Here is a 20,532-nt window from a genome sequence, read left to right as displayed (position 1 = left end):
TAACCCTTATAACCTCAGCCTTTTTAACGAAATATTATGATTACACCCAACACCAAAATAAAAAATGATTACATTTGCTTTTTTTCAAACTCAAATATAAATATTGAATGAATCAACTTTTCAGAAGGAAAAACTATTCAGAAACAGATACATCGACCAGCCTTTTAAGGGTTCTAGGTGTTTGGGATATCGTTTTTTTTGGTATAGCGGCCATTATTGGAGCAGGAAGTTTCAGCAGTTTAGGCGAAGCAGTTTTTAGAGGTGGCCCCGGAGTTATTCTACTGTATTTAATTTGTGGTTTTGCCTGTGGTTTCACTGCATTATGTTATGCTGAATTTGCCAGCAGAATTCCTACAGCCGGTTCTGCCTATACCTATGCTTACGCCAGCTTCGGTGAATTGATTGCATGGGTGATCGGATGGGCCCTGATCATGGAATATTCTTTCGGGAATATTTATGTAGCCTTTTCCTGGTCAGACTATTTCACCAGCTTTTTAGAACGTCTGGGAATGCATATTCCCGATTACCTTACCTGCAGTTATACGGAAGCTCGTAAAGCCTTTCAATACGGTTCTGAGAATAAAGAACTGTTAAGCGCCTGGAATACGGCACCGCTGATCGGCAGCTTAAAGTTCATCGTTGACCTTCCTGCATTGGTGATCAACGGACTTATCACATGGCTGTGCTATGTAGGGGTAAAAGAAAGTAAAAACTTCAATAATTCTTTAGTTATTCTAAAACTAGCCGTTATTGTTCTGGTGATCCTGGTAGGCTTTGCTTACATCAATACGGATAACTGGACGCCAGTAAATCCGGAAACGCAGGTCGCTTCATTCATGCCTAATGGTTTTGCAGGAGTAATGAGTGCGGTTTCGGGAGTTTTCTTTGCCTATATAGGTTTTGATGCTTTAAGTGTCCTTTCTGAAGAGACCAAAGATCCCCAGAAAACGCTTCCGAAAGGAATGATCATTTCCCTTGTACTGTGTACGGTAATTTATATTGCTTTAACGCTGGTATTAACAGGAATGGTGGATTACAGAAAGTTTGACGGTATCGGAGATCCCCTTTCATTTATATTCGAAAAATCAAATGCGAATGTGGCCTGGATGGAACTGGTAGTTTCTTTTGTAGCTATTGTCGCTATTACGACCGTACTACTGGTATTCCAGATGGGACAGCCAAGAATCTGGTATGCCATGAGCCGTGACGGATTGATGCCTGAAAAATTCAAGACCGTACATCCAAAATATAAAACACCTTCATTTGCCACGATTGTTACAGGGATTGCAGTAGGAGTTCCGATTCTGTTTACGGATAAAACATTCATTCTTGATTTTACAAGTATTGGAACCATCTTCGCCTTTGTACTGGTTTGTGCCGGAGTTTTAATGCTTCCTGCAAAACAGAAAATCAAGGGTAGATTCCACCTTCCTTATATCAATGGTAAAATTATTTTCCCGGTTATTTTCATCGGTGGATTAATTGGTTTCTATGTATGGCAGCCTGAGTTTTTCAATAATCTAACAGACTGGAACGCTCCTAAAGAAGGTGAATTCAGAGCTTCTATATGTGTTTTCATTCTGATTAATCTAGTGCTGTGTGTGTTCACCTTTATCAAAAATTTCTCTCTGATCCCTCTTATCGGTTTAAGTTCTTGCCTATACCTTCTGACGGGAATGAGTCATGAAAACTGGTTCTGGTTCGGGCTCTGGTTTGCCCTGGGTCTGATCATCTATTTCTGCTACGGTTACAGAAACAGTAAACTTAGAAAAGAAAACGTATAAATAAACTGATACGAATAAGTATAATAAAAAGGCAAGTTTGCAAATCAGCAAATTTGCCTTTTTGCTTCTATACCTTCTGCTTTTGGATTAAATCGGCAGAATTATTGCATAGGTGTCTATAGGAACTATAAACTATGTCAGCCATGTCAGAGCGAATAAAAACTTACGGAGAATTTTATCAGTTTTATCTTACCGAACACAGTAAAACAGGAACCCGGATCTTTCATTTTATAGGAACACTTCTCGTATTTCTGGTAATCTGGTATGTAATCAGTTCCGGAAAAGAAAGGTTTCTTTGGTATATTCCGATCTTCGGATATGGCTTTGCCTGGTTCAGCCATGCCGTCATTGAAAAAAATAAACCTGCCACTTTTAAATATCCTTTATGGTCACTGATTTCAGATTTCAGACTGTTTTTTGAACTGTTGATTGGTAAACAGAAATTCAGAGGAATTGCTCCTGTACCTAAGGAAACTGAGGACTCTGAAGGGGCTTAATTACTGTGATTTCTGCCGCAAAAGTCATTGAACACTTACGTTATTTTTTTAAGTTATATAAATACTCGAAGTACACATTAGTTTTATGAAAATCTAATGATTCCTAATACTGAATGCGTAAAAACCTGCAAAATTTGCTAGCGTTAAAAAGGTGAATCGAAAGATCTCCAAATTTGAAGATTGCCCATAAATTAATCCTTTTTCTCCAGGATATCGTAATGAATGGTATTGATTATTTTCTCGGCTAAGCGATCCCCATCCACTTTAATCTGTTCAGGTTTGTAGGTGGATAATGTAATCGTTTTATCCTTGTTGAATGTAACCCTTACCTCTTCTAAAATCTGATCTCCTGCATAAAACTGCAGCCTGTCTTCCACGATCCTCCAGAATGAAAGCCTTGGTTCGGAAGGCATACAATTACCAGAGCTTCCTTCTGTATAATTATAGACGGCAAAACCATCATCCCGGATGGCATAATTTCTCATCAGACGGCAGTCATCAAAATCTTTGATCACTTTTTTCTGATTTTCATAAAATCCGGATTCTTTGAGTTTCCAGAATCCTGTGACATCTTCCTTCTTTAAGTTCTGGGCATTCAAAATGGAAGTCGTTGCCATTAACATGATTCCTGTGCATAGTCTCTTCATCATTAATACAATCATTTTATTAATTTCAGGCTTAGGATAATTTGATATTTCGGCGGCCTCCGGCCGCCGAAATATCAAATATAAAATTACTTAAACCTCTTTTTAAAGCTAAACTTGAGCATATTCATTAAACCGGGCTCTATAATATCAATCCCCAAACCAAAGTTGCTGTCAGCCACCTGATGGTGATCTTCCCGAAATGCCTCAAACTGATCCTGTGGGATTTCCAGATTCACTAAAGGATCGTACTCTATTGAAACTGTTGCTCCGTTTTTAGTAATCTTTTTACGGCTTTTATAATCGAAATACGGGTTGCTTATGGTACTTTCCTGAATCGTATATTTTTCTTCGGTATCAATCTTTTGGTCCGTAAACAAACTGATCTCGTACTTTTCGCGGTCGAAATTATGCCAGAAGGGAAGATCTTTATGCATAAAATCCCTTGCACTGGCCTTGATGATATTTCTGTCAAAATACATCAGAAAACGATTGTTCTGAGGATCTACATAATAAGGATTCTCTACGGTAGAAGTATAATGGATCTTGAATTCATTTAATTTTTTATCATCACTTACAATATCGATGGATGCATCTTTAAAAATATTTCTGACATCGGTACCGTTCCGGTCATTAGAATAATTAAGAACATAAAAAAGGAAACTGTTCCAGCTGTCTACGATTTCCCGTTTATTGGTGTTTTTAAAATACCTTCTCATCGCATTGGCCCGGTTCCCTTTATAGGTTGTGGTCAGTTTCAGTGTACCTGTTGTATTCTGTACATTAAATTCAGCCTTTTCATCAATACACCAATATGGAAATTGATATGATTTTCTTTCCTGAAGCACCTGATCAGCTTTCACTTCCAGATAATGCATAAAGTAAATGAATCCTCTGTTTTCAATCAGCCCGAATTCATCACGGATGGTGGTATCCACAAAATACTCCTGTCCTTTATACTGAATTTTTATAATGACATGATTAAAACTCAACAGCGACGGCAGATAGTATTTGATATAATAATCTGTATTGAAATTAACAAGAACTACCGATGCTTCCACTCCAATATAATCTAAAATCACCTTAAGCAAAACACATTTGGCTTTGCAGTCCCCCTGCTTATTTTCATAGGTGACAGAGGGTTCCTGTGGCTTGTGCCCATTCATTTCATCCGCATTGAAAATATAGTAAATATGATTCTGTACATATTCTATAGCAAACTGAAGCTTTTCATCCTGGCTATTCAACGCATCCAGCTTTTCGACAAGGTTGGGTGCAAAATCTTTCAGAGAAAATTTATTAAAAACATCATCATAGATCGGGACAATGTAATTGGAAAGTTCTTTCCAGCTGTTTTCTGTAGCAAAATCTATAAAAGGAAAAATCTCTCTGCCTGCATCAACCGGATTAATGTAATTTTCTTCGTCGATAACGAATTGTTCTCCTTTCTTCAGATAAAAGATTTCAGGTTCCAGAACGTTCCCCTGTTCATCTCTGAAAAAGGTTTTTTACAGACAATATTCTGTTCGCGTTCATTAATGAAGGTAAACTTAAAGCTTCCGTATGCCCAGTAATTATCAGGACTTACCCAAACATATTTGGAGAATTCTTTTCTCAGAAAATCACGTTCCGTAAAGGCTTTACACCTTGAATCTTCCATGATAAGAACATCATAAAGCCTCAGATCTTTAATGGTAATATTGATCTTTTTATTACTGCTCAGTATACCGCCGCTGCTTTGGTTTTCGCTGTCCAGTACTTTGATGTTGGTATCCGGAATCTTATCGATCAGAACACCGTCTCTCAAAACACTGATCCGGTGAATGCTGTATATTTCATTTTCCTCTACAATAACTTCTGAAACAGACGCACGTTCAAGGGTTCCCGGCTCATTCAGGGTATAAGCCATACATACGTATTCGCTGTTTTCTTTATTATTTGTATGATGTTTTTTGTCGAGAAAATAGCAGTAGTCTCTTCCTTCATCGATCTGCTTTCGGGCAAATTCTGAATCTTTTATTTTTTCAATCAGTTCCTGATCATTGATACTTCCTGCCCATAATTCAGGTTTCTGAATTTTGTAATTTTCAATTTGAATTGGATTATCCATATTATATTTTGGCGTTTTTGTCCTTTGGTTAAATTTTAAGAGGCGCTCAAATTAAATAATTATAAACTAAAAAACAATAGAAAAACTACGTCAAAAACTTCGGCACAGTAATTGCGAACTAAGCTTTAAAATAAAGTTTATGAAAATTATAGCAACAATTCTAAAGGGAGCTGTTCCTGCAGTAGCACTATTCGCAATGACACAATGTACCACTACGGCTAACACTGCCGGAGCTGATGAAAAAACATTCATCGTAGGACCTGAGACCGCAGACTGTACAGGAGTAGCACCGATGAAATGTCTGCAGGTAAAAGAAAAGGCTTCAGAAAGCTGGACTAATTTCTATACCAACATTGAAGGATTTACGTATGAACCGGGATATGAATATGTATTGAAAGTAAAAACAGAAAAGATAGCTAATCCACCAGCTGACGGATCTTCCATCAAATACACATTGATTAAAGAGGTTTCCAAAACCAAGAAATAATACCAAAAACTCCCGGACATCTCCGGGAGTTTTTAATTTTTAAGATCAATAGTATACGCTATTCTACCCGACTATTCAGAGCTGTTCGATTTCTGATCTGTAGTTCTTCTTTGCTACTTTATCACGCGTAAACCACACTATTGAGAGCTTTGCGCAAATTTCTCACGTCATCTTTCTCCCTTATTAACCGTCAGGTCCTTTAAGGAACGCTAAAAACTCAATTACTCACAATCTTCAGAATTAATTTCAGAAATAGGGGTTGTCTTAAATTATTTTTTTAAATTGCAACACAATTGCATTAGTAACAATGTTGCAATTTATAGATTAAGGTAACATGGAGAATACAATAAGGAGAATTAAACATTACTTTAAAAAAAAACATTATCCCTTTTTCCGTCAGCTGGACACTATGGATTGCGGGCCGACCTGTCTTAAAATGATGACAGCCTATTACGGAAAGGAACTGTCACTCAATCATCTTCGTGACCTCTGTGATGTACGCAGTCAGGGAACTTCAGTATCCGGCATAACGCATGCGGCAGAAAAACTGGGTCTTAAAACCCTGGCTGCAGAATTAAGTCTGGAACTACTGCTTGAAAAAGCACCATTACCATGCATACTCCATTGGGATCATAATCATTTTGTGGTGCTATGGCATCTTACCCAAACTCATGCCTATGTAGGAAATCCTGCATTAGGAAAGAATATGCGTTATACAGTTGAAGATTTTAAAGAGCATTGGAATATACCCGGAAGCGGAAATCAAGGTATTGCTATCTTTCTCGAACAGACCAAAACTTTTGACCAAACAAAAAATCAGCCGGAGCCGTCTGTCAATCTTTTTTCATTATTAAAACGGGTAGATGACCACAAGAGCATTTCTTATGTTATCACAGCTCTTTTAGCTGCTACCCTTTTGACATTAGCTATTCCATTATTAACGCAGGCTGTTGTAGACCGGGCTGTTTCCAAAAAGGATATCGGGATATTATCTCTGATTTGTGCGGGACAGCTTGTTTTATTCACAGGCAGAATTTTAACCGACTTCTTTCGCAGCCGGATTCTTTTTAAGCTGGGTATGAATATCAGTATAAAACTCATTTATGAATTCGTAGATAAACTCATGCAGCTTAAACTTTCTTTTTTTGACTACAGAAGCAGCGGAGATAATTTACAGCGGATCTATGATAACCAGCGTATAGAGGAATTTCTCACCAAAAACTGTGTAAGTGCAGGTCTGTCCATAATCATTCTTATTGTCAATGGCGGATTATTATGCTATTATAACTGGAAGCTTTTCATTCTATTTGCAGTTGCCGGTGCAGTAAGTGTACTGTGGACGAATCTTTTTGAGGAGAAAAGAAGACGTTTGGATCAGAGGACTTTCAGCCTTCTTGCAAACGCTCAGCGTCATCAGATCGAGACATTTGAAGCGATGACAGAAATCAGGCTCACCGGAGCTGAGAAAGAAAAAAACCATTTATGGAAAACCATGCAGGAAGAAACCTACAAGGTAAAAATGGAAAACCTGAAACTGGATCAGCGGATACAGGGAGTTGCTCTTTTTATCAATGAAACGACAGGTGTACTGACCACTTTTTTAACCGCTTCTCTGGTCATCAATGGAAGTCTGACACTCGGTGCAATGCTTGCCATTACTTATATGTATGGCTCCCTGAATGGTACAGTCAATCAGCTTTCAGACTTCATCCGCTCCATGCAGACGGCAAAATTCAGTTTACAGCGTATTTCTGAAGTGGAATATGAAGAAACGGAAGATGCCCATTCAAACCTGACTTTACCTAAAGGGGCTTCCGGCTCTATTGAACTGCTTGATGTGAGCTTCCGGTATGGAAGATTATCCCCTGATGTTCTGCATAATGTATCCTTAAAAATTCCTGCCGGAAAAGTAACAGCTATTGTGGGAATGAGCGGAAGCGGAAAAACAACCCTTTTGAAATTACTTCTCAAATTTTTCCAAACCACTCAGGGGGTGATTATTTTTGGAGGTCAGGATCTGAAAATGATTAATGCCAAAAGTTTACGGAAACAATGTGGGGCCGTGATGCAGGACTCATTCCTGTTTACAGATACAATAGCCGGAAATATCTGGCTTGGAAGTCCTGAAAAGGATAAGCTCCGGGTAAAAAACGCCTGTCAGATGGTCAATATGCATGAGTTTATTGAAAGTCTTCCCTTTTCTTATGAGACCCTTATCGGAAGTGAAGGAATCGGGTTGAGCGAGGGGCAGAAACAGCGTCTGCTCATTGCCCGTCTGATCTACCGCCAGCCTGATTATATATTTCTGGATGAAGCGACCAATTCTCTTGACGCCAATAATGAAAAACTGATCGTTGAAAACCTGAATAATTTTTTTCAGGGAAGAACTGTGGTCATCGTTGCACACAGACTGAGCACCGTTGTCCATGCTGATCATATCATCGTTCTGGACAAAGGATATATCGTAGAACGGGGTACGCATGAGACTTTAACACACTCTAAAGGAGCCTACTATAATTTAGTTAAAAATCAACTTGAACTCGGAAAATAAATTTTGAACATGAGCCTGACTATTTTACCCTATATTTTTACACGTTTTGCCGCACTACCTGTACAAACCTTAAATACACTGAAAATTCCGGAAATTGGTGATCAGCTGAATCAGTGGCAAATGACAGCCGAGGATCATAAGAACAGCAATAAAAAGTTATGCGATGAACTTTATACCCTGATTGAACAGTCTTCTGATGATCTGGAACGAAAGCTTCTTCTGAATCTTAAACGTTCGGTATACAATGGAAGGCAAAACACAGATATTTTAGCACAAAAAATACCCTCAGAAACTTTTAATGCATTCAAAAATTCATGGGAAGAATGGCAGAATGCTGTCGCAAAATATAAAGAATATGAACAGCACTGGGAAAAGAACTTCAATGATCATTTATGGTCCCACAGACTGGATATCCAAAAACTGACCGGACAATATCCATTCAGAAACGGAGTGCTGCTTTCCAGTAAAGATTTATATGATCAGCTGGACAGCTTTACCAATACCGGTGTGAAATCACTCAACAAAGACACCGAGCGGATTGAATTCAGTGTTCTGCGTTACCTCACCCGGATGGCTTATAAAACGTCTCCATTCAGTACCTTCACTTACTTAGGGATAACCAAAATGACAGGTGATGAAGAGCTGCATCATTCGTCAGTTCCGGAAACTATAGACTGCAAAATACGGCTGAATAATAAACTGCTGAAACGCATTAAAAAACTGATGGAAAGACATTCAGATCTTCAGGGTTTATTGTTTGTCAGTACCAATAGCAGCATGACCGAACATGATGGCCGTTTCAAATTTCTGATGAATTGTGCTAATATTGAAGTCTTTCAGGAAATTCAGGCCACTGCAGTCAATCAGTATATCAAAGAATTAATCAACGGTTCGGAAGAAAGTATCTCGCTGTCTTCTTTCATTGAGCTTCTTTCAAATCACATTGAAGCGGATGTTTCAGAATTAAGGCATTATGTTTTAAAGCTGATCGATTCAGGATTTCTGGAACTCACCCTGGAATGCTCCGAAATTGATCCGGACTGGGATATTTATCTGATGACATTTCTAAAACAACATAAGGAAAACAATGAGGCTGTCACAAAGCTTTACGAACTTGTTTCAAATCTACAGAAGGCTAAAAATAAATTTGGAACAGCTGCAATTTCAGAACGGGAAATTCTTTTGAAAAATACTTCAAAGCTATTTGACAGCACCATTTCAGAACTTGAAAACCAATCAGATATCGTAAAGCTTCCGAAAGAAGAAATAAAAAAGATACTTGATCTGATCCTTGAAAAGTATAGAAATGGACATGGTTTTGAAAAATTACCTTATTTACCGGTTGACTACCGTCAGGAAGGATTTATTTATGAGGACACATACACCGGTCAGATCAATCCGGTTTCTGAAAGTACGGTTCGCGACCTGGGACAATTGTTATCCGATCTGACGAACGGTCTAACTTCATTTGATATCCGGGGCAAGGAGAAAAGCAACGCCAAAAACTTTTTCATTTCAAAATACAGCAAAAATCAAAGTATTCCGCTAATGACTTTTTACCATGACTATTACCGTCATCAAAATGAATCTGAAAAAAAAGATCAAAATCAATTGGATTCAGTGGACTTATGGTCTGATGTATTTTGGAAAGATCTTCAGCAGAACGGCCCGCAGACTGATGAGATCAATATTCAGAAGAATAGTTTAGTCCATCTTCCTTTATCCAGTCATTCATCTCCAACCGGATCAGCCTTTCTCCAGTTTTTTGATCAGGAATCACAAACGGGTACAAAAGCTGTTGTCAATGGACTGATGCAGGGAATGGGAAAGATGAGCGGCAGGTTTCTTCATTTATTTGACCCTGAAATTTCAGAAGCACACAAGGAGCACAACAATCGTTTATTTCCGGATCACCTACTCATTGAACTGAATGATGATTCCAGTTTTAATGCCAATATTCATCCGCCTTTGCTGGATCATGAAGTAAAAATGCCTGCCTCTAATACACAAATGAAAAAATCCCAGCAAATTCCCTTGGACCGGATATCTGTTGGTTATCATTCAAATAATGATACGCTCTTCTTGATAGACAATGTCCTGAATAAAGAGATCTATGCATTCGACCTGTGTCTGGAAACCATCACAAACAGGTCCAATCTTTATCAGCTTATGTCTCTTTTCAACCCCTGTACATCCATAAGTTATTTCCCACTTATCCGGTCAATTGATCATCATTACTCAAAACAATATAAAGAGGAAAATATTAAGATATTTCCACGGGTTGTCTTTGAAGAGAAGCTTATACTCCGCCGTAAAGGGTGGCTGATCAGTCTAACTACTGTTCCCAAAAAAAATAAAGATGAAAATGACAGTATTTACTTTTTACGTTTCCACCAGTGGATTTTGGATAACAACCTGCCTTCTTCAGTATTTCTGTATCTGCAGTCTTCCTATATTCCTGAAGATCATTCATCCGAAAAAACGACGGGAACCAGGGATGATTACAAACCTCAGTTTATAGGTTTTGAACAGCCTTTACTTTTTAATCTGTTTACCAAACTACTCAATCGGGCCGGATCTCATATTTATCTGGAAGAAGCCCTTCCCTCTGTGAACAGCTCTCAGGAAAGAGTCGCCGAACATTTGATCCAATGGTATAATTTTTAATATGATGAAGAAAATCTGGAATACCTGGTATCTGTATTATAATGGTGATGCAGATAGTCTGTTGAAAGAAATTGTACATCCATCACTTGAGAATATCGAAGAAAAGCTGAAAAAAGAAGTAAAGTTTTTCTTCATCCGTTATTTCGAAAACGGTTATCATATCCGGTTACGGCTGCTTTTATCTGATGAAGAATCTTCTGTATTTATCTCTGTATTAAAAGATCAGATCTCAGTTTATGAAAAACATCACGGAGTTAATCTTACAGTAAAGGAAGCTCTATATATTCCCGAAACAAAAAGGTATGGAAATGCAGATACCATTCTCTTTGCAGAAAGTCAGTTTGACGCATCATCCCGGTTGGTTCTGCATAATTTAGTGCAAAACAGTTCATTAACAGCGTCCGAAAGATACCTTTTGGCTCTTAAAACCCATTTTGCATTTTTTAAAGGGATGGGATTATCACGAATTTACAGTCAGCAGCTCTGTGATCAATTTATCCAGAGCTGGTTACCGCTCCCTGTTTCCAAAGATGCGGATGAAGAGGAGCAAAACAGGATGGGAGTTTTGTCGGCTTTTCAACAGCAGTTTGAGGTCTATCAAACTTTATTATATGAAAGGGTCTCAGAATTTTGGACCGCGCTCGACACTACAACGGATCCTTTTATCCTTCAATTTCTTAAAGTAAATCATGAGGTTTGGAAAGAATATACTCAGTCTCAATTACCCGAAAATGCCCTGAACGAAGCATTTCTCAGCTTTATTCACATGACCAATAACCGTTTAGGGATCATCAATTCTGAAGAATCCTACCTACTTTTTTTAATTAAGCAAACCATCCCTTTGATACAAAACTATGATAACCAACCAGGAACTTAACGGGCTGCAATCAGGATTGGATGAAATAAGTGAATTTCTCCTGTCAAAAATGAAGCAGGACAAAAACGGTTTTTATTGGGAAACAAACTCCCACAACCAAAATACAGGAACATTTTCTTTGACGTTCAACCCTTCATTGTGGAATGGAACGGCAGGTATCGCATGGTTCTTCCTGGCCCTTTATGAACATGCCGGAAAGAAAAATGATCTGACAACTGCAGAAGGAGCTTTTGCAAAAATATACCATTACTGCACCCACAACAATATGCTAAATCCAAGTCTTTACGATGGGATAAGCGGCGTTATTTATTTGGGTCTGGAGCTTTTTCGGGTCACCGGAAATGAAGGATATCTTCAACAAGCTTCTGAAGTGTATGATTTTTACAGACAAAAAATTCTGGCAGAAAAAACTGAGGATATGCTGATTGGAATATCAGGTATTATCATAGCTGTCTGTACCCTTTATCATTGTACCCAAGATCAGAAATTGTGTGATGATATCGTGGTTTTGGTCACTACTCTTTTGGAAAAATCGCTGGTGGCAGAATCCGGGATCAAATGGGGAAACAGTCTGCTTTCGATGGATGCTTTATGTGGATTTTCACATGGCAATTCGGGAATTGCTTTTACTCTGCTGCAGCTTGGAAAGTATTTTAATAGCGATGAATTCATTTGGTTGGCCGAGCAGGCATTCCGTTACGAAGACCTCTATTATGATTCAGCTCAAAACAACTGGATGGATCTGAGATGGGAAGAATCAAAAAATAGACTTCCCGATTTGTTCGATTGGCATAAAAGCACTTTTCTTAAAGAAGATTTTAATCTTAATGCCTGGGCCCATGGAGCCTGCGGGATTGGCAATGCAAGAATTTCAGCATTCATGATAACGGATAATCCTACCTATAAAAAAGACTGCAAAAAAATATTTGAAAGATGTAAAAAGGATATTTTAACAAGATCCAAACAAAACCACATCCTATTCAGCGGTTATGGTGGAATCTCAGATTTTCTTTTGCAGTATAAAGAAACATTTAGAAACAAAGAAGCCTTAGGTCTCGCTACAGCAATTGTTCAGGAAGGTTTAAACAAAAGCAGGAATCACGGGCATTCTGAATGGGGCGTTCAAAAGAGTGAGGACCTCGGTCTCATGACCGGTACCGCGGGAATCGGACTTTCTGTACTTCAAATTATAAAAGGTACAACGTTCAATTCTATTCTTCATCCGGAACTGCCTGAGCATAAAACAGGAACTCAACCTATCCTGAGAAATATCAAAGTAAAAAAAGTGTTTTTTGAACGTTATTATCCCAAAACACTTAAGGTTTTAAATACTTTTATCACACCGCAGGAATCCATTTACAGTGCCAACAATATTGAAGAATTTGGAGATAACGTATTGAATATCATAAAAACTCTAACCAGGAATGATGCTGTTTTTGTTTTGGATATCTATCAGTTTGAAACCTTTAAAATTAATATCCGCAAGAAACATAAAGGAACCCTTTGTTTTCAAACCCGGCTGATCATACTGAAAAAGGAATTAATTGAATTCTCAGAAAATTCGGACGTTAATCTCCGGAACAAGCGTTTTGTCCGTACACCTTTTATTGATCTGTGTGAATCCCGATGGAACTGGAAAGAAGAAAATCACAAGCATTCTGAGCCTGATTCATATACAAACGTTTTTTATAGTACAGATCAGGAAATATTTCACCTTCTGCTTGAGCCTTTTCCAGCATTGATCCTTCAATTGTTAGAAAATCCATTAAGTATAGAAGAATTGACACAGCATTTTCATTATTTGGAAGGAGAAAAAGAAGTGATGAAAGAAAAGTTATATGAACAGATTATGGAGTTGCTGAACAACTTCTTCATAAGAATTGCTGAGTAACAAAGGAAATAAAATTATCCTACAAAAGATTTGTGTAAACTATTTTATGTAAAACAAAAATCGAAGATTCACTGGAGTTAAAAGGATATTAAAACTTTACGGCTTTTGTGACGGAAATTCAAGGTACAAAAAAAGGCTGCTTTACGAATAAAGCAGCCCTGAAATTCTCTTTCCCGAATTAACACTGAACAGTTCCGCAAACGTGAAGTCTGTCCTGAGTTTTTATTGTATGAGTAGGATGATCATGTTCTCCTGCAGGAGAAATTCCTAAACCACCCTGTAATTTCGCAGACAAATCTTTGTCCAGAGCTGTTACGAAGCTTTCAATCTTAAGATCTTCGATGTTAAGTTTTAATTTTTTCTTGTTTTCCATAATAATAAAACATTTTTTAATTGGGCCTACTCTTTTTAAGGTTTTCGGCTTTCCCTTGTTGTAAAGATACATTTTTTATTGCAACAAAGTTGCATTTAAATGTTAAAATTTAATCCCGAACTGCAATTTAAAATTGAAGGGATTACTTTCTTTGTACATCCACCTCTCTCCTACTACCGCAGTCCAGTCTGCGTTATATCTCGCATTTACATTTCCATCGGTGATATATCGTTTATTCAGCAGATTATCTAAAATCCCGCGGACAAACCACTTTTTATATTGGTACATGATGCTGGCATCAAATTTTACAAAATCGGGAATACGCACTCCGGGCACGTCTGTTTCGCGGACTAATGCAGCCGTCTCCCCCAACGCCAGAGAAAGTCCGTTGAGTTTTCCCTTCTGGAATTTGTACATTACCCATGTGTTGATCTGATGTCTCGGCACACTTGAAAACCTTTGCCCAACAAGCTCCGACGCGTACGGATCTTTTGAGTATACAGAATTGATATATGAATAATTGGCCGTCAGCGTGATATTGGGATAAACAGAACCGATCACATCGATCTCGATTCCTTTATTTCTTACCTGATTAAGCTGGGTCATAAGTCCGGTGGCAGGATTTTGCGAGAATGAATTGTTCCTGATAATTCTGTACGCACTCACTGAAGTGGATAACAGTCCTTCAAACCAATCCTTTTTCAGCCCAATTTCCGTATTATAGCTTTCCAGAGGTTTCCATTCTTTACCCTGCGGATCGGTTCCCGCCATAGGATCAAAACTTTGATCATACGAGAAGTAGGCAGCGAAATTTTTCTGAATCATATACGTTACCCCAACCCTGGGATTGAATGCATGATGTCTAAAAGTTTTGTTTTCACCGTCCGGATTATACGGTCCTTTAAGATAGCGGTCCCGCGTGTTTTTACTGTACCTGAATCCTGCATCAACAAACAGCCGGTTCCAGAATTTAAAATTATTGTATACATAGCCTCCTAACGTTTTATCTTTCGACGTAGTATAATCAATCTGATCATCCGTTTCGGGCTCAATCAGCAGATCACGGTCTATCCCATAGTTCAGAAGGTTTCGGTTAAAGACAAATTCATGAGCTCCCTGAATATGTTCTGTATCACTTTTGCTGCTGTTAAAATCTGCTCCGGCAAGTACTGTATGAACAATATTTGGAGTGATGTTGTAGCTTCCGCTTACAAAGAGCTGCGTATTATAGGTAAGATATTTTTGTTTATTTCTGAAACTGGAACGGAGTGCATTGCCTTCGTCATCAAACATTGGCGGATTGTAGCTGGCCGTCCCTCCCAAAAGGCTCCACTGGTCCAATGGTGTACTTTTAATGGAAGACTGCGAAACTATTTTCCAACGGTCATTAAAGTTATGATGGAACACCAATCTTCCGTAATGTTCATTAAGCCTGGAAGTGGGTAGGTTTGGATCACCCTGATAATTAGCCTTCCACGGATGTTTCTGTACCGTAGTTTCTGTTTCATACTGAATAAAATTACTTGATTCCAGCGCTCTTCCCAGGATCATATTCCACTCCGCCAGAAAGAATGTATTTTTACTGATATTATATTGAATAACAGGGGCAACTACAAATTTCCGCCGTTTTGCATAATCAGCATAATACCCCTGTGACTCATAAGCAGCATTAAATCTAAAAGAGAACCCTTTGTCTTTTACAGCACTTCCCAGATCCACAGCAGCCCGGTAGAATCCAAAACTTCCTGCCGCTATATTGGCTTCACCAATTCGGACGGACCGGGGAGCTTTCGTATTGATATTCAAAGATCCGCCACCGGTTCCCATCGAATTGATAAATCCGGCCGGCCCTTTGATGACGTCCACCTGCTCTATTAAAGCAACATCTTCCTGCGAAAGCCCCCCGGCAAAAGAAGGCAATCCATTCCTGAAAGTACTGACTGGACTAAATCCTCTTAACTGTGTATTGTAGGTTCCTGCAAAGACATTCCCTGCTCCGGTAGCATCGCCGATATAAATCCCGCTTACATTCCTAAGCGCATCCTGAACATCAAACGCGCCCTGAAGATTGAGCAGGTTGCTTTTAATACTCACAATATTCTGAGGAATTTCCAGCAGCCTGTCATTCCGTTTCAGATTTCCGGAAAGACTGTCTGTTTTGATCTGCTTCATGGCGGTTAATACTACTTCATCGATATTCTTTGCAGACAGAGAATCTTTCTTTTCCTGCGCCCGGACCAAAGAAAACGTCCCCAAAAGGGCTGCTGTCAGCAGGACGTAATTTTTCTTCATTTTTTCAATATTTATTGTTTAAATTTTCTGATCATTAATAATCCTCCGGCCCAACAAACTATACTTACAAGCCACAGAAACAACATACCATAAATGAATTCTGCTGTTCTGACTTCATGATGTTTAATGGTAAAAACGGGTAGTTTTTTCAGTTCTTCAGGTGAGAATTTAGACAGTGTTCTTTTTCCGTTTTTGATCGAGAAAACCCTGTCATAGAAATAAGTCTGCCATCTGCGTTGGAAATCGCTGACGTCCTGTTTATAGTCTGAATAGTCTGAGCGGCTTGTGCGTGCTAAAAGGGTAAAAAGGTGTTCTGTACTTTGAACAGGATTATATCTGATGAGCCGGTATGCGGTTTGATTAGCTTTTTTATCTCCATCCCATAAAGAATCGATGACTCTTTTCATCCGGTTTTGTTTGATGTCATAATATCCTGCAAAAAAAGCATCATTTTGATTATCAAGGGTATCTGCAGGACGATACGCTGGGGCATATCCCGGAAAGTTTCGGTAAAAACTGCCGACCACCATTTTAGGTTTCATAGCCCATACTTCATCACTGATGTGTCTGTCTTTTTCTTCAAGGTCCAGAAGTTTAAGATCAGAAGGATGCTGCCATTGTGCCGTCTTGTTAATAATCAATGGTAAAAGAAGTAGTAAAAAAATCCATGATCCCATGCAAGAAAACAAGCTGAACACACTGTTTCTATCCAGAGAGATAATCACAAAACCAATAGATATCCAGAGAACACAATACGAGAACAGTAAAAAGAACCAAAGAAAAGCATCCTTTGCCGATGGAAAACCTGACGGAGAAAGCACCATGCCCAAAGCATTCAAAATTAAAGATGCCCAAAAAACCATGATCAGACGGGTCAGAAGTTTTCCAAAAAGGATCCGTTTTAAGCTCCCTCCCTGAACGATCAAAAGATTACTGATTCCCTTTTCTTTTTCCGAAGAGATCGTGTTGTACACCAAAACAATGATTAGCAACGGTATTAAATACAAATTGACATATACCAGGTCTAACCTCCCCTCAAAGAGTATGGAAGGATTGATCATTTCTCTGTCTATAACGGCATAATCTATATAATAATTTACCTTTTCTGTAACCGGAGTGATATCTTTTATGCCAGCTGCCAGACCCGTTAAAGGATACGGCCTATCATAAGCAATACGTGGATATCTGTAATCGATAACGTATGGATTCCCTGCATTGTCCGCCTGCTGTTTCTTGTCTACACTTCCAGTATCTGCAAAAGCTTTAAGCGCAGTATGATAATCTTTGGCGAATTCTTTCTTTGCCTCCTCAATCGCAGCCAGTTTCTTTCGCGTCAATACATTTCCTGAATAAATGGCGTAACCTCCAATTACAAAGAAGAAAAAAAACAGGATCCACACCGCGGGCTGCCGGGAAATATGTTTCCATTCGTATACTAACAGCATCATCTTATCCTTCATTGACTTAAAATTATCCTTCATTGGTTTAAAAATTATTTCGTTTAATAATAAATCTGAAGGACAGCATCAAAAGGATCATCCAGAACAGCAATGACAAAACCGAAATGATATGATGCAGGATCACATCTCCGGCAGTCGGATATTCATAATGAAAGTCCGGAAGGCTTTTGTAGAAGTTTCTATTGCTTTCGTGGTTCTGATCTGAAACAGCAAGCTGTAATTCTCTTTTATTCAACCTGTTCATCATATCATTTCTATAGAGCTCAGCTTTGTTGAAAAAATCTATGTGATGGTACACATCAGTTCCGGTAAAGCCCATAGATAATTGTCGTACCGCAATAAACGGATTGATAATTCCCATATAATCCATTAACTGCTGCTGCTGTTCAAATTTTCTTTCAATCTGTCCGGAATACAAACGATTCACTTTATTTTCATATGCTTCAGCCTGTATCAGATCAAGAGCAAAACGGATATTTTCCGGCAGTTCATTGATTGTCTTGGCATTAAACTGATTGAGATGTTTATTCAGATACATTTCAGATCTTACCGTGTAAGTGCCATCATCACCGAGTCCTTTGTCGAACCCTGTTTTGATGTTATGTTCAAATTCATGGTAGGAAGGAAGCGGGTATGTACCGTCTGCTGCTGAGCTGCTGAATTTTGGAATAAGAAGAATACAAAGAATCCACACGGTAATATTCGTCATCAGCGAAGACCACGACGAGCGGCTGAAAACAGAGATTAAGAGAACCACTCCACAAATAAGAAAGAAATAGACAGCATATAAACTGAACCAGCATAAGGCCCTCACCAAATGGTTGAAAGGTTCGTTTTCAAAAACCAGACCTGTCAAAATAACAGCGAATGGAGGAACGGTAAATAACAGAACTGCCAGATAAAGTGCTATGAATTTTCCGCAGACCAGATGTCCCAAAGAAGCACCCTGCACGGACAAGAGTTTCAAAAACCCTTTCTCCCGTTCGGATGAGATGCACGAAAATCCTAAACCAATAACAAATAATGGCATCAACCATTGAAAAAAGAATGCAGTATTAAGGTCTGGTCTCCTCATAAAAGCCTCCAGATCCGGCAGTCTGTTAGAATGTATCTGTGGACGCTTATGCGCCTCTACTCTATAATAATTTTCAGAATAAATGGCTGTTCCCGATTCCAGAAGGGAAAGATAACTTACAGGTTTAAAAAGGAAAGTACCCCAATGAGCGGCACTGTGATTGCTCCGGTCCTGATCTTTCCATTCTTTATCAATAGCTTCCTTAGCTTCTCTGTTTTTAACAGAAGAAATATTAAGCTGTACATAATTGCTTCCCCAAACTCCCAAAACCATCAGCACATAAAACAGTACAAATATTTTCAGCCCATTTTCCTGAAACGCTCTAAACTCATGTTTAGCCACTAAAAACGTTATCTTTAAATCAGTCATTCATTCACTTTTGATCATTTCACCCTGCAATACTCTTTTAATCTGAACTTCAATAATCTCATACGTAATAAGGAAACAGAATAAAATAGCTTTTCTAAAACAGCTATTGCAACATTGTAGCAAAAGTAATCATATTTTTAAATAATGCACTATTGTTGCATTAAATAATTTAATATTTTTTTTGCTTCAATAATGAGGATAAAATTTGTGTGAATTAGGAAGAACAATTAAGGATACCCAACAGAATCAGCCCTGCATATAATTCAGATATATCGTCTCTAGCTCCCCTGCCGTTACTCCCGATGTATTCATTTCTTTGACTAAAATCCCGCTTTTAAGAATTCCAATACGGCTGCAGGTTTCTCTGACCCTGAAAATATCATGAGATGCCATGAGTATGGCAGCACCTTCTTCCGCCAGTTTTTTCAGTAAAGCAGAAAGTTCATTACTGGCCAGAGGATCCAGACCACTTGCCGGTTCATCCAATAAATACACCCTTGCCTGTTTTGCATAGGCAATGGCAATACCTACTTTCTGGCGCATTCCTTTGGAGTAAGCTCCTGCTTTCTTATGATGTGAATCTTTTTGAAGTCCGCAACCGGTAAGAATATCGGAAAGTTCTTCTGTACTGTAATTTTTACCTGCCAGTTTGCAGAAATAATAAAGATTCTCCAGCCCCGTTAAATAGGGATAAAGATTCACATTTTCAGGAATGTAACCTGTTATAGCTCTTGCCTTTTTTGCTTCTGCACCAGTATCAATCCCATCAAGGAGTGTTATTCCCGAATCGGGTTGTAAGAAACCCAGCAGCATATTCATTGTCGTGGATTTTCCTGCTCCATTCGGACCGAGAAGTCCATAGATCTCACCCCTTTTTACTGATAAGGAAAGCCCTGTCACAGCCTGTTTCCCGTTGTATGATTTACTAGTATTTTCAATCCTGATCATAACCTATATAGTGTTTGATTTATATGCTCTATCGCTTTCTTTAATGCAATAATGTTTCAAAAATAAAGATTATATTTGTTACTGCAACAATATGGCATTAATTATATTGAAATTTATTCAGAAATCATGAAACAGTCTAGAAATACAATAGCGAGAAAAGAAATAACAAGGCTCATCCACGAATCCGGAGTTGCTTTGTCTCATGCGGAATTGCAGGTTCTATTGGATGGACTCTGCGACCGCGTAACCACTTATAGAGTACTTGAACGATTAATGGATGAAGGCATCATCCATAAAGTAGTAGATATTGACGGCACCATAAAGTACGCGGAATGTCATACCTGCACCACGGAAATCCACCATCACGATCACCTGCATTTCAGCTGTGAACAGTGTAAGACAGTGACGTGTGTAGAGGATGTGGAACCGAAAATTAAATTACCTGTAAGCTATAAGGTTCATAAGATCAATCTGACAGTCTCCGGAATATGTCCAAACTGTCAGTAA

The 20,532-nt window shown here is 38.6% G+C and carries 14 protein-coding genes and 1 pseudogene; 8 read left to right on the top strand and 7 right to left on the bottom strand.

Annotated elements, in window-relative coordinates; translation table 11 throughout:
- Window positions 1–107: 107 nt before the first annotated feature.
- A complete protein-coding gene (locus IW16_RS17810) occupies window positions 108–1,784 on the top strand; it encodes an APC family permease (protein WP_034747443.1) in 1,677 nt (558 codons plus the stop codon).
- 143 nt (window positions 1,785–1,927) lie between these two features.
- Complete coding sequence (locus tag IW16_RS17805) at window positions 1,928–2,281, top strand: DUF962 domain-containing protein (protein ID WP_051890456.1); 354 nt, start codon at window positions 1,928–1,930, stop codon at window positions 2,279–2,281.
- 191 nt (window positions 2,282–2,472) lie between these two features.
- Here the strand turns inward: IW16_RS17805 and IW16_RS17800 are convergent, their stop codons facing one another.
- Both IW16_RS17800 and IW16_RS17795 read right to left on the bottom strand, forming a co-directional pair.
- The gene (locus tag IW16_RS17800; RefSeq protein ID WP_165571993.1) at window positions 2,473–2,931 is read right to left on the bottom strand and encodes a lipocalin-like domain-containing protein; all 459 of its coding nucleotides are present in this window, start codon (window positions 2,929–2,931) and stop codon (window positions 2,473–2,475) included.
- Between the two features lie 83 nt (window positions 2,932–3,014).
- A pseudogene (locus tag IW16_RS17795) lies at window positions 3,015–5,035 on the bottom strand (hypothetical protein).
- 139 nt (window positions 5,036–5,174) lie between these two features.
- Here IW16_RS17795 and IW16_RS17790 point away from each other — a divergent pair.
- From IW16_RS17790 to IW16_RS17770, 5 genes are all read left to right on the top strand, one after another.
- Window positions 5,175–5,522, top strand: a complete 348-nt coding sequence (locus IW16_RS17790) for a DUF4377 domain-containing protein (RefSeq protein ID WP_034747440.1) — start codon at window positions 5,175–5,177, stop codon at window positions 5,520–5,522.
- A gap of 334 nt (window positions 5,523–5,856) precedes the next feature.
- The gene (locus tag IW16_RS17785; protein WP_051890416.1) at window positions 5,857–8,073 is read left to right on the top strand and encodes a peptidase domain-containing ABC transporter; all 2,217 of its coding nucleotides are present in this window, start codon (window positions 5,857–5,859) and stop codon (window positions 8,071–8,073) included.
- A gap of 9 nt (window positions 8,074–8,082) precedes the next feature.
- Window positions 8,083–10,740 (top strand): lantibiotic dehydratase, encoded by a 2,658-nt coding sequence (locus tag IW16_RS17780; protein WP_034747437.1) that lies wholly within the window; start codon window positions 8,083–8,085, stop codon window positions 10,738–10,740.
- Window position 10,741: 1 nt separating this feature from the next.
- Window positions 10,742–11,617: a thiopeptide-type bacteriocin biosynthesis protein gene (locus IW16_RS17775; RefSeq protein WP_034747433.1), complete on the top strand. Its 876-nt coding sequence runs from the start codon at window positions 10,742–10,744 to the stop codon at window positions 11,615–11,617.
- Window positions 11,595–13,508 carry a lanthionine synthetase LanC family protein gene (locus tag IW16_RS17770; protein WP_034747430.1) on the top strand — a complete coding sequence of 638 codons (1,914 nt, stop codon included), beginning with the start codon at window positions 11,595–11,597 and terminating at the stop codon, window positions 13,506–13,508. Before IW16_RS17775 ends, IW16_RS17770 begins: the two co-directional genes overlap by 23 nt.
- A gap of 178 nt (window positions 13,509–13,686) precedes the next feature.
- Here the strand turns inward: IW16_RS17770 and IW16_RS17765 are convergent, their stop codons facing one another.
- The 5 genes from IW16_RS17765 to IW16_RS17745 all read right to left on the bottom strand — a co-directional run bounded on the left by IW16_RS17765 (window position 13,687) and on the right by IW16_RS17745 (window position 20,025).
- Window positions 13,687–13,881 carry a pinensin family lanthipeptide gene (locus IW16_RS17765; RefSeq protein ID WP_131327928.1) on the bottom strand — a complete coding sequence of 65 codons (195 nt, stop codon included), beginning with the start codon at window positions 13,879–13,881 and terminating at the stop codon, window positions 13,687–13,689.
- A 102-nt stretch (window positions 13,882–13,983) separates the two neighbouring features.
- On the bottom strand, window positions 13,984–16,173 hold the full coding sequence (locus IW16_RS17760) for a TonB-dependent siderophore receptor (RefSeq protein WP_034747425.1): 2,190 nt from the start codon (window positions 16,171–16,173) through the stop codon (window positions 13,984–13,986).
- Window positions 16,174–16,184: 11 nt separating this feature from the next.
- Entirely contained in the window at window positions 16,185–17,654 is a 1,470-nt protein-coding gene (locus tag IW16_RS17755) for an ABC transporter permease subunit (protein ID WP_084694579.1), read from the bottom strand.
- Window positions 17,655–17,658: 4 nt separating this feature from the next.
- Window positions 17,659–19,077 carry a DUF3526 domain-containing protein gene (locus tag IW16_RS17750; RefSeq protein ID WP_034747419.1) on the bottom strand — a complete coding sequence of 473 codons (1,419 nt, stop codon included), beginning with the start codon at window positions 19,075–19,077 and terminating at the stop codon, window positions 17,659–17,661.
- Window positions 19,078–19,323: 246 nt separating this feature from the next.
- Window positions 19,324–20,025: an ABC transporter ATP-binding protein gene (locus IW16_RS17745; protein ID WP_034747416.1), complete on the bottom strand. Its 702-nt coding sequence runs from the start codon at window positions 20,023–20,025 to the stop codon at window positions 19,324–19,326.
- A 126-nt stretch (window positions 20,026–20,151) separates the two neighbouring features.
- Between IW16_RS17745 and IW16_RS17740 the strand changes: the two genes are divergently transcribed.
- Window positions 20,152–20,532 carry a Fur family transcriptional regulator gene (locus IW16_RS17740; RefSeq protein ID WP_034747413.1) on the top strand — a complete coding sequence of 127 codons (381 nt, stop codon included), beginning with the start codon at window positions 20,152–20,154 and terminating at the stop codon, window positions 20,530–20,532.

The organism is Chryseobacterium vrystaatense (assembly GCF_000737765.1).
GTDB classification, from domain to species: Bacteria; Bacteroidota; Bacteroidia; order Flavobacteriales; family Weeksellaceae; genus Chryseobacterium; species Chryseobacterium vrystaatense.
The sequence above is the reverse complement of the archived record's forward strand: the minus strand, read 5'-3'. Positions and strand labels throughout refer to the sequence as shown.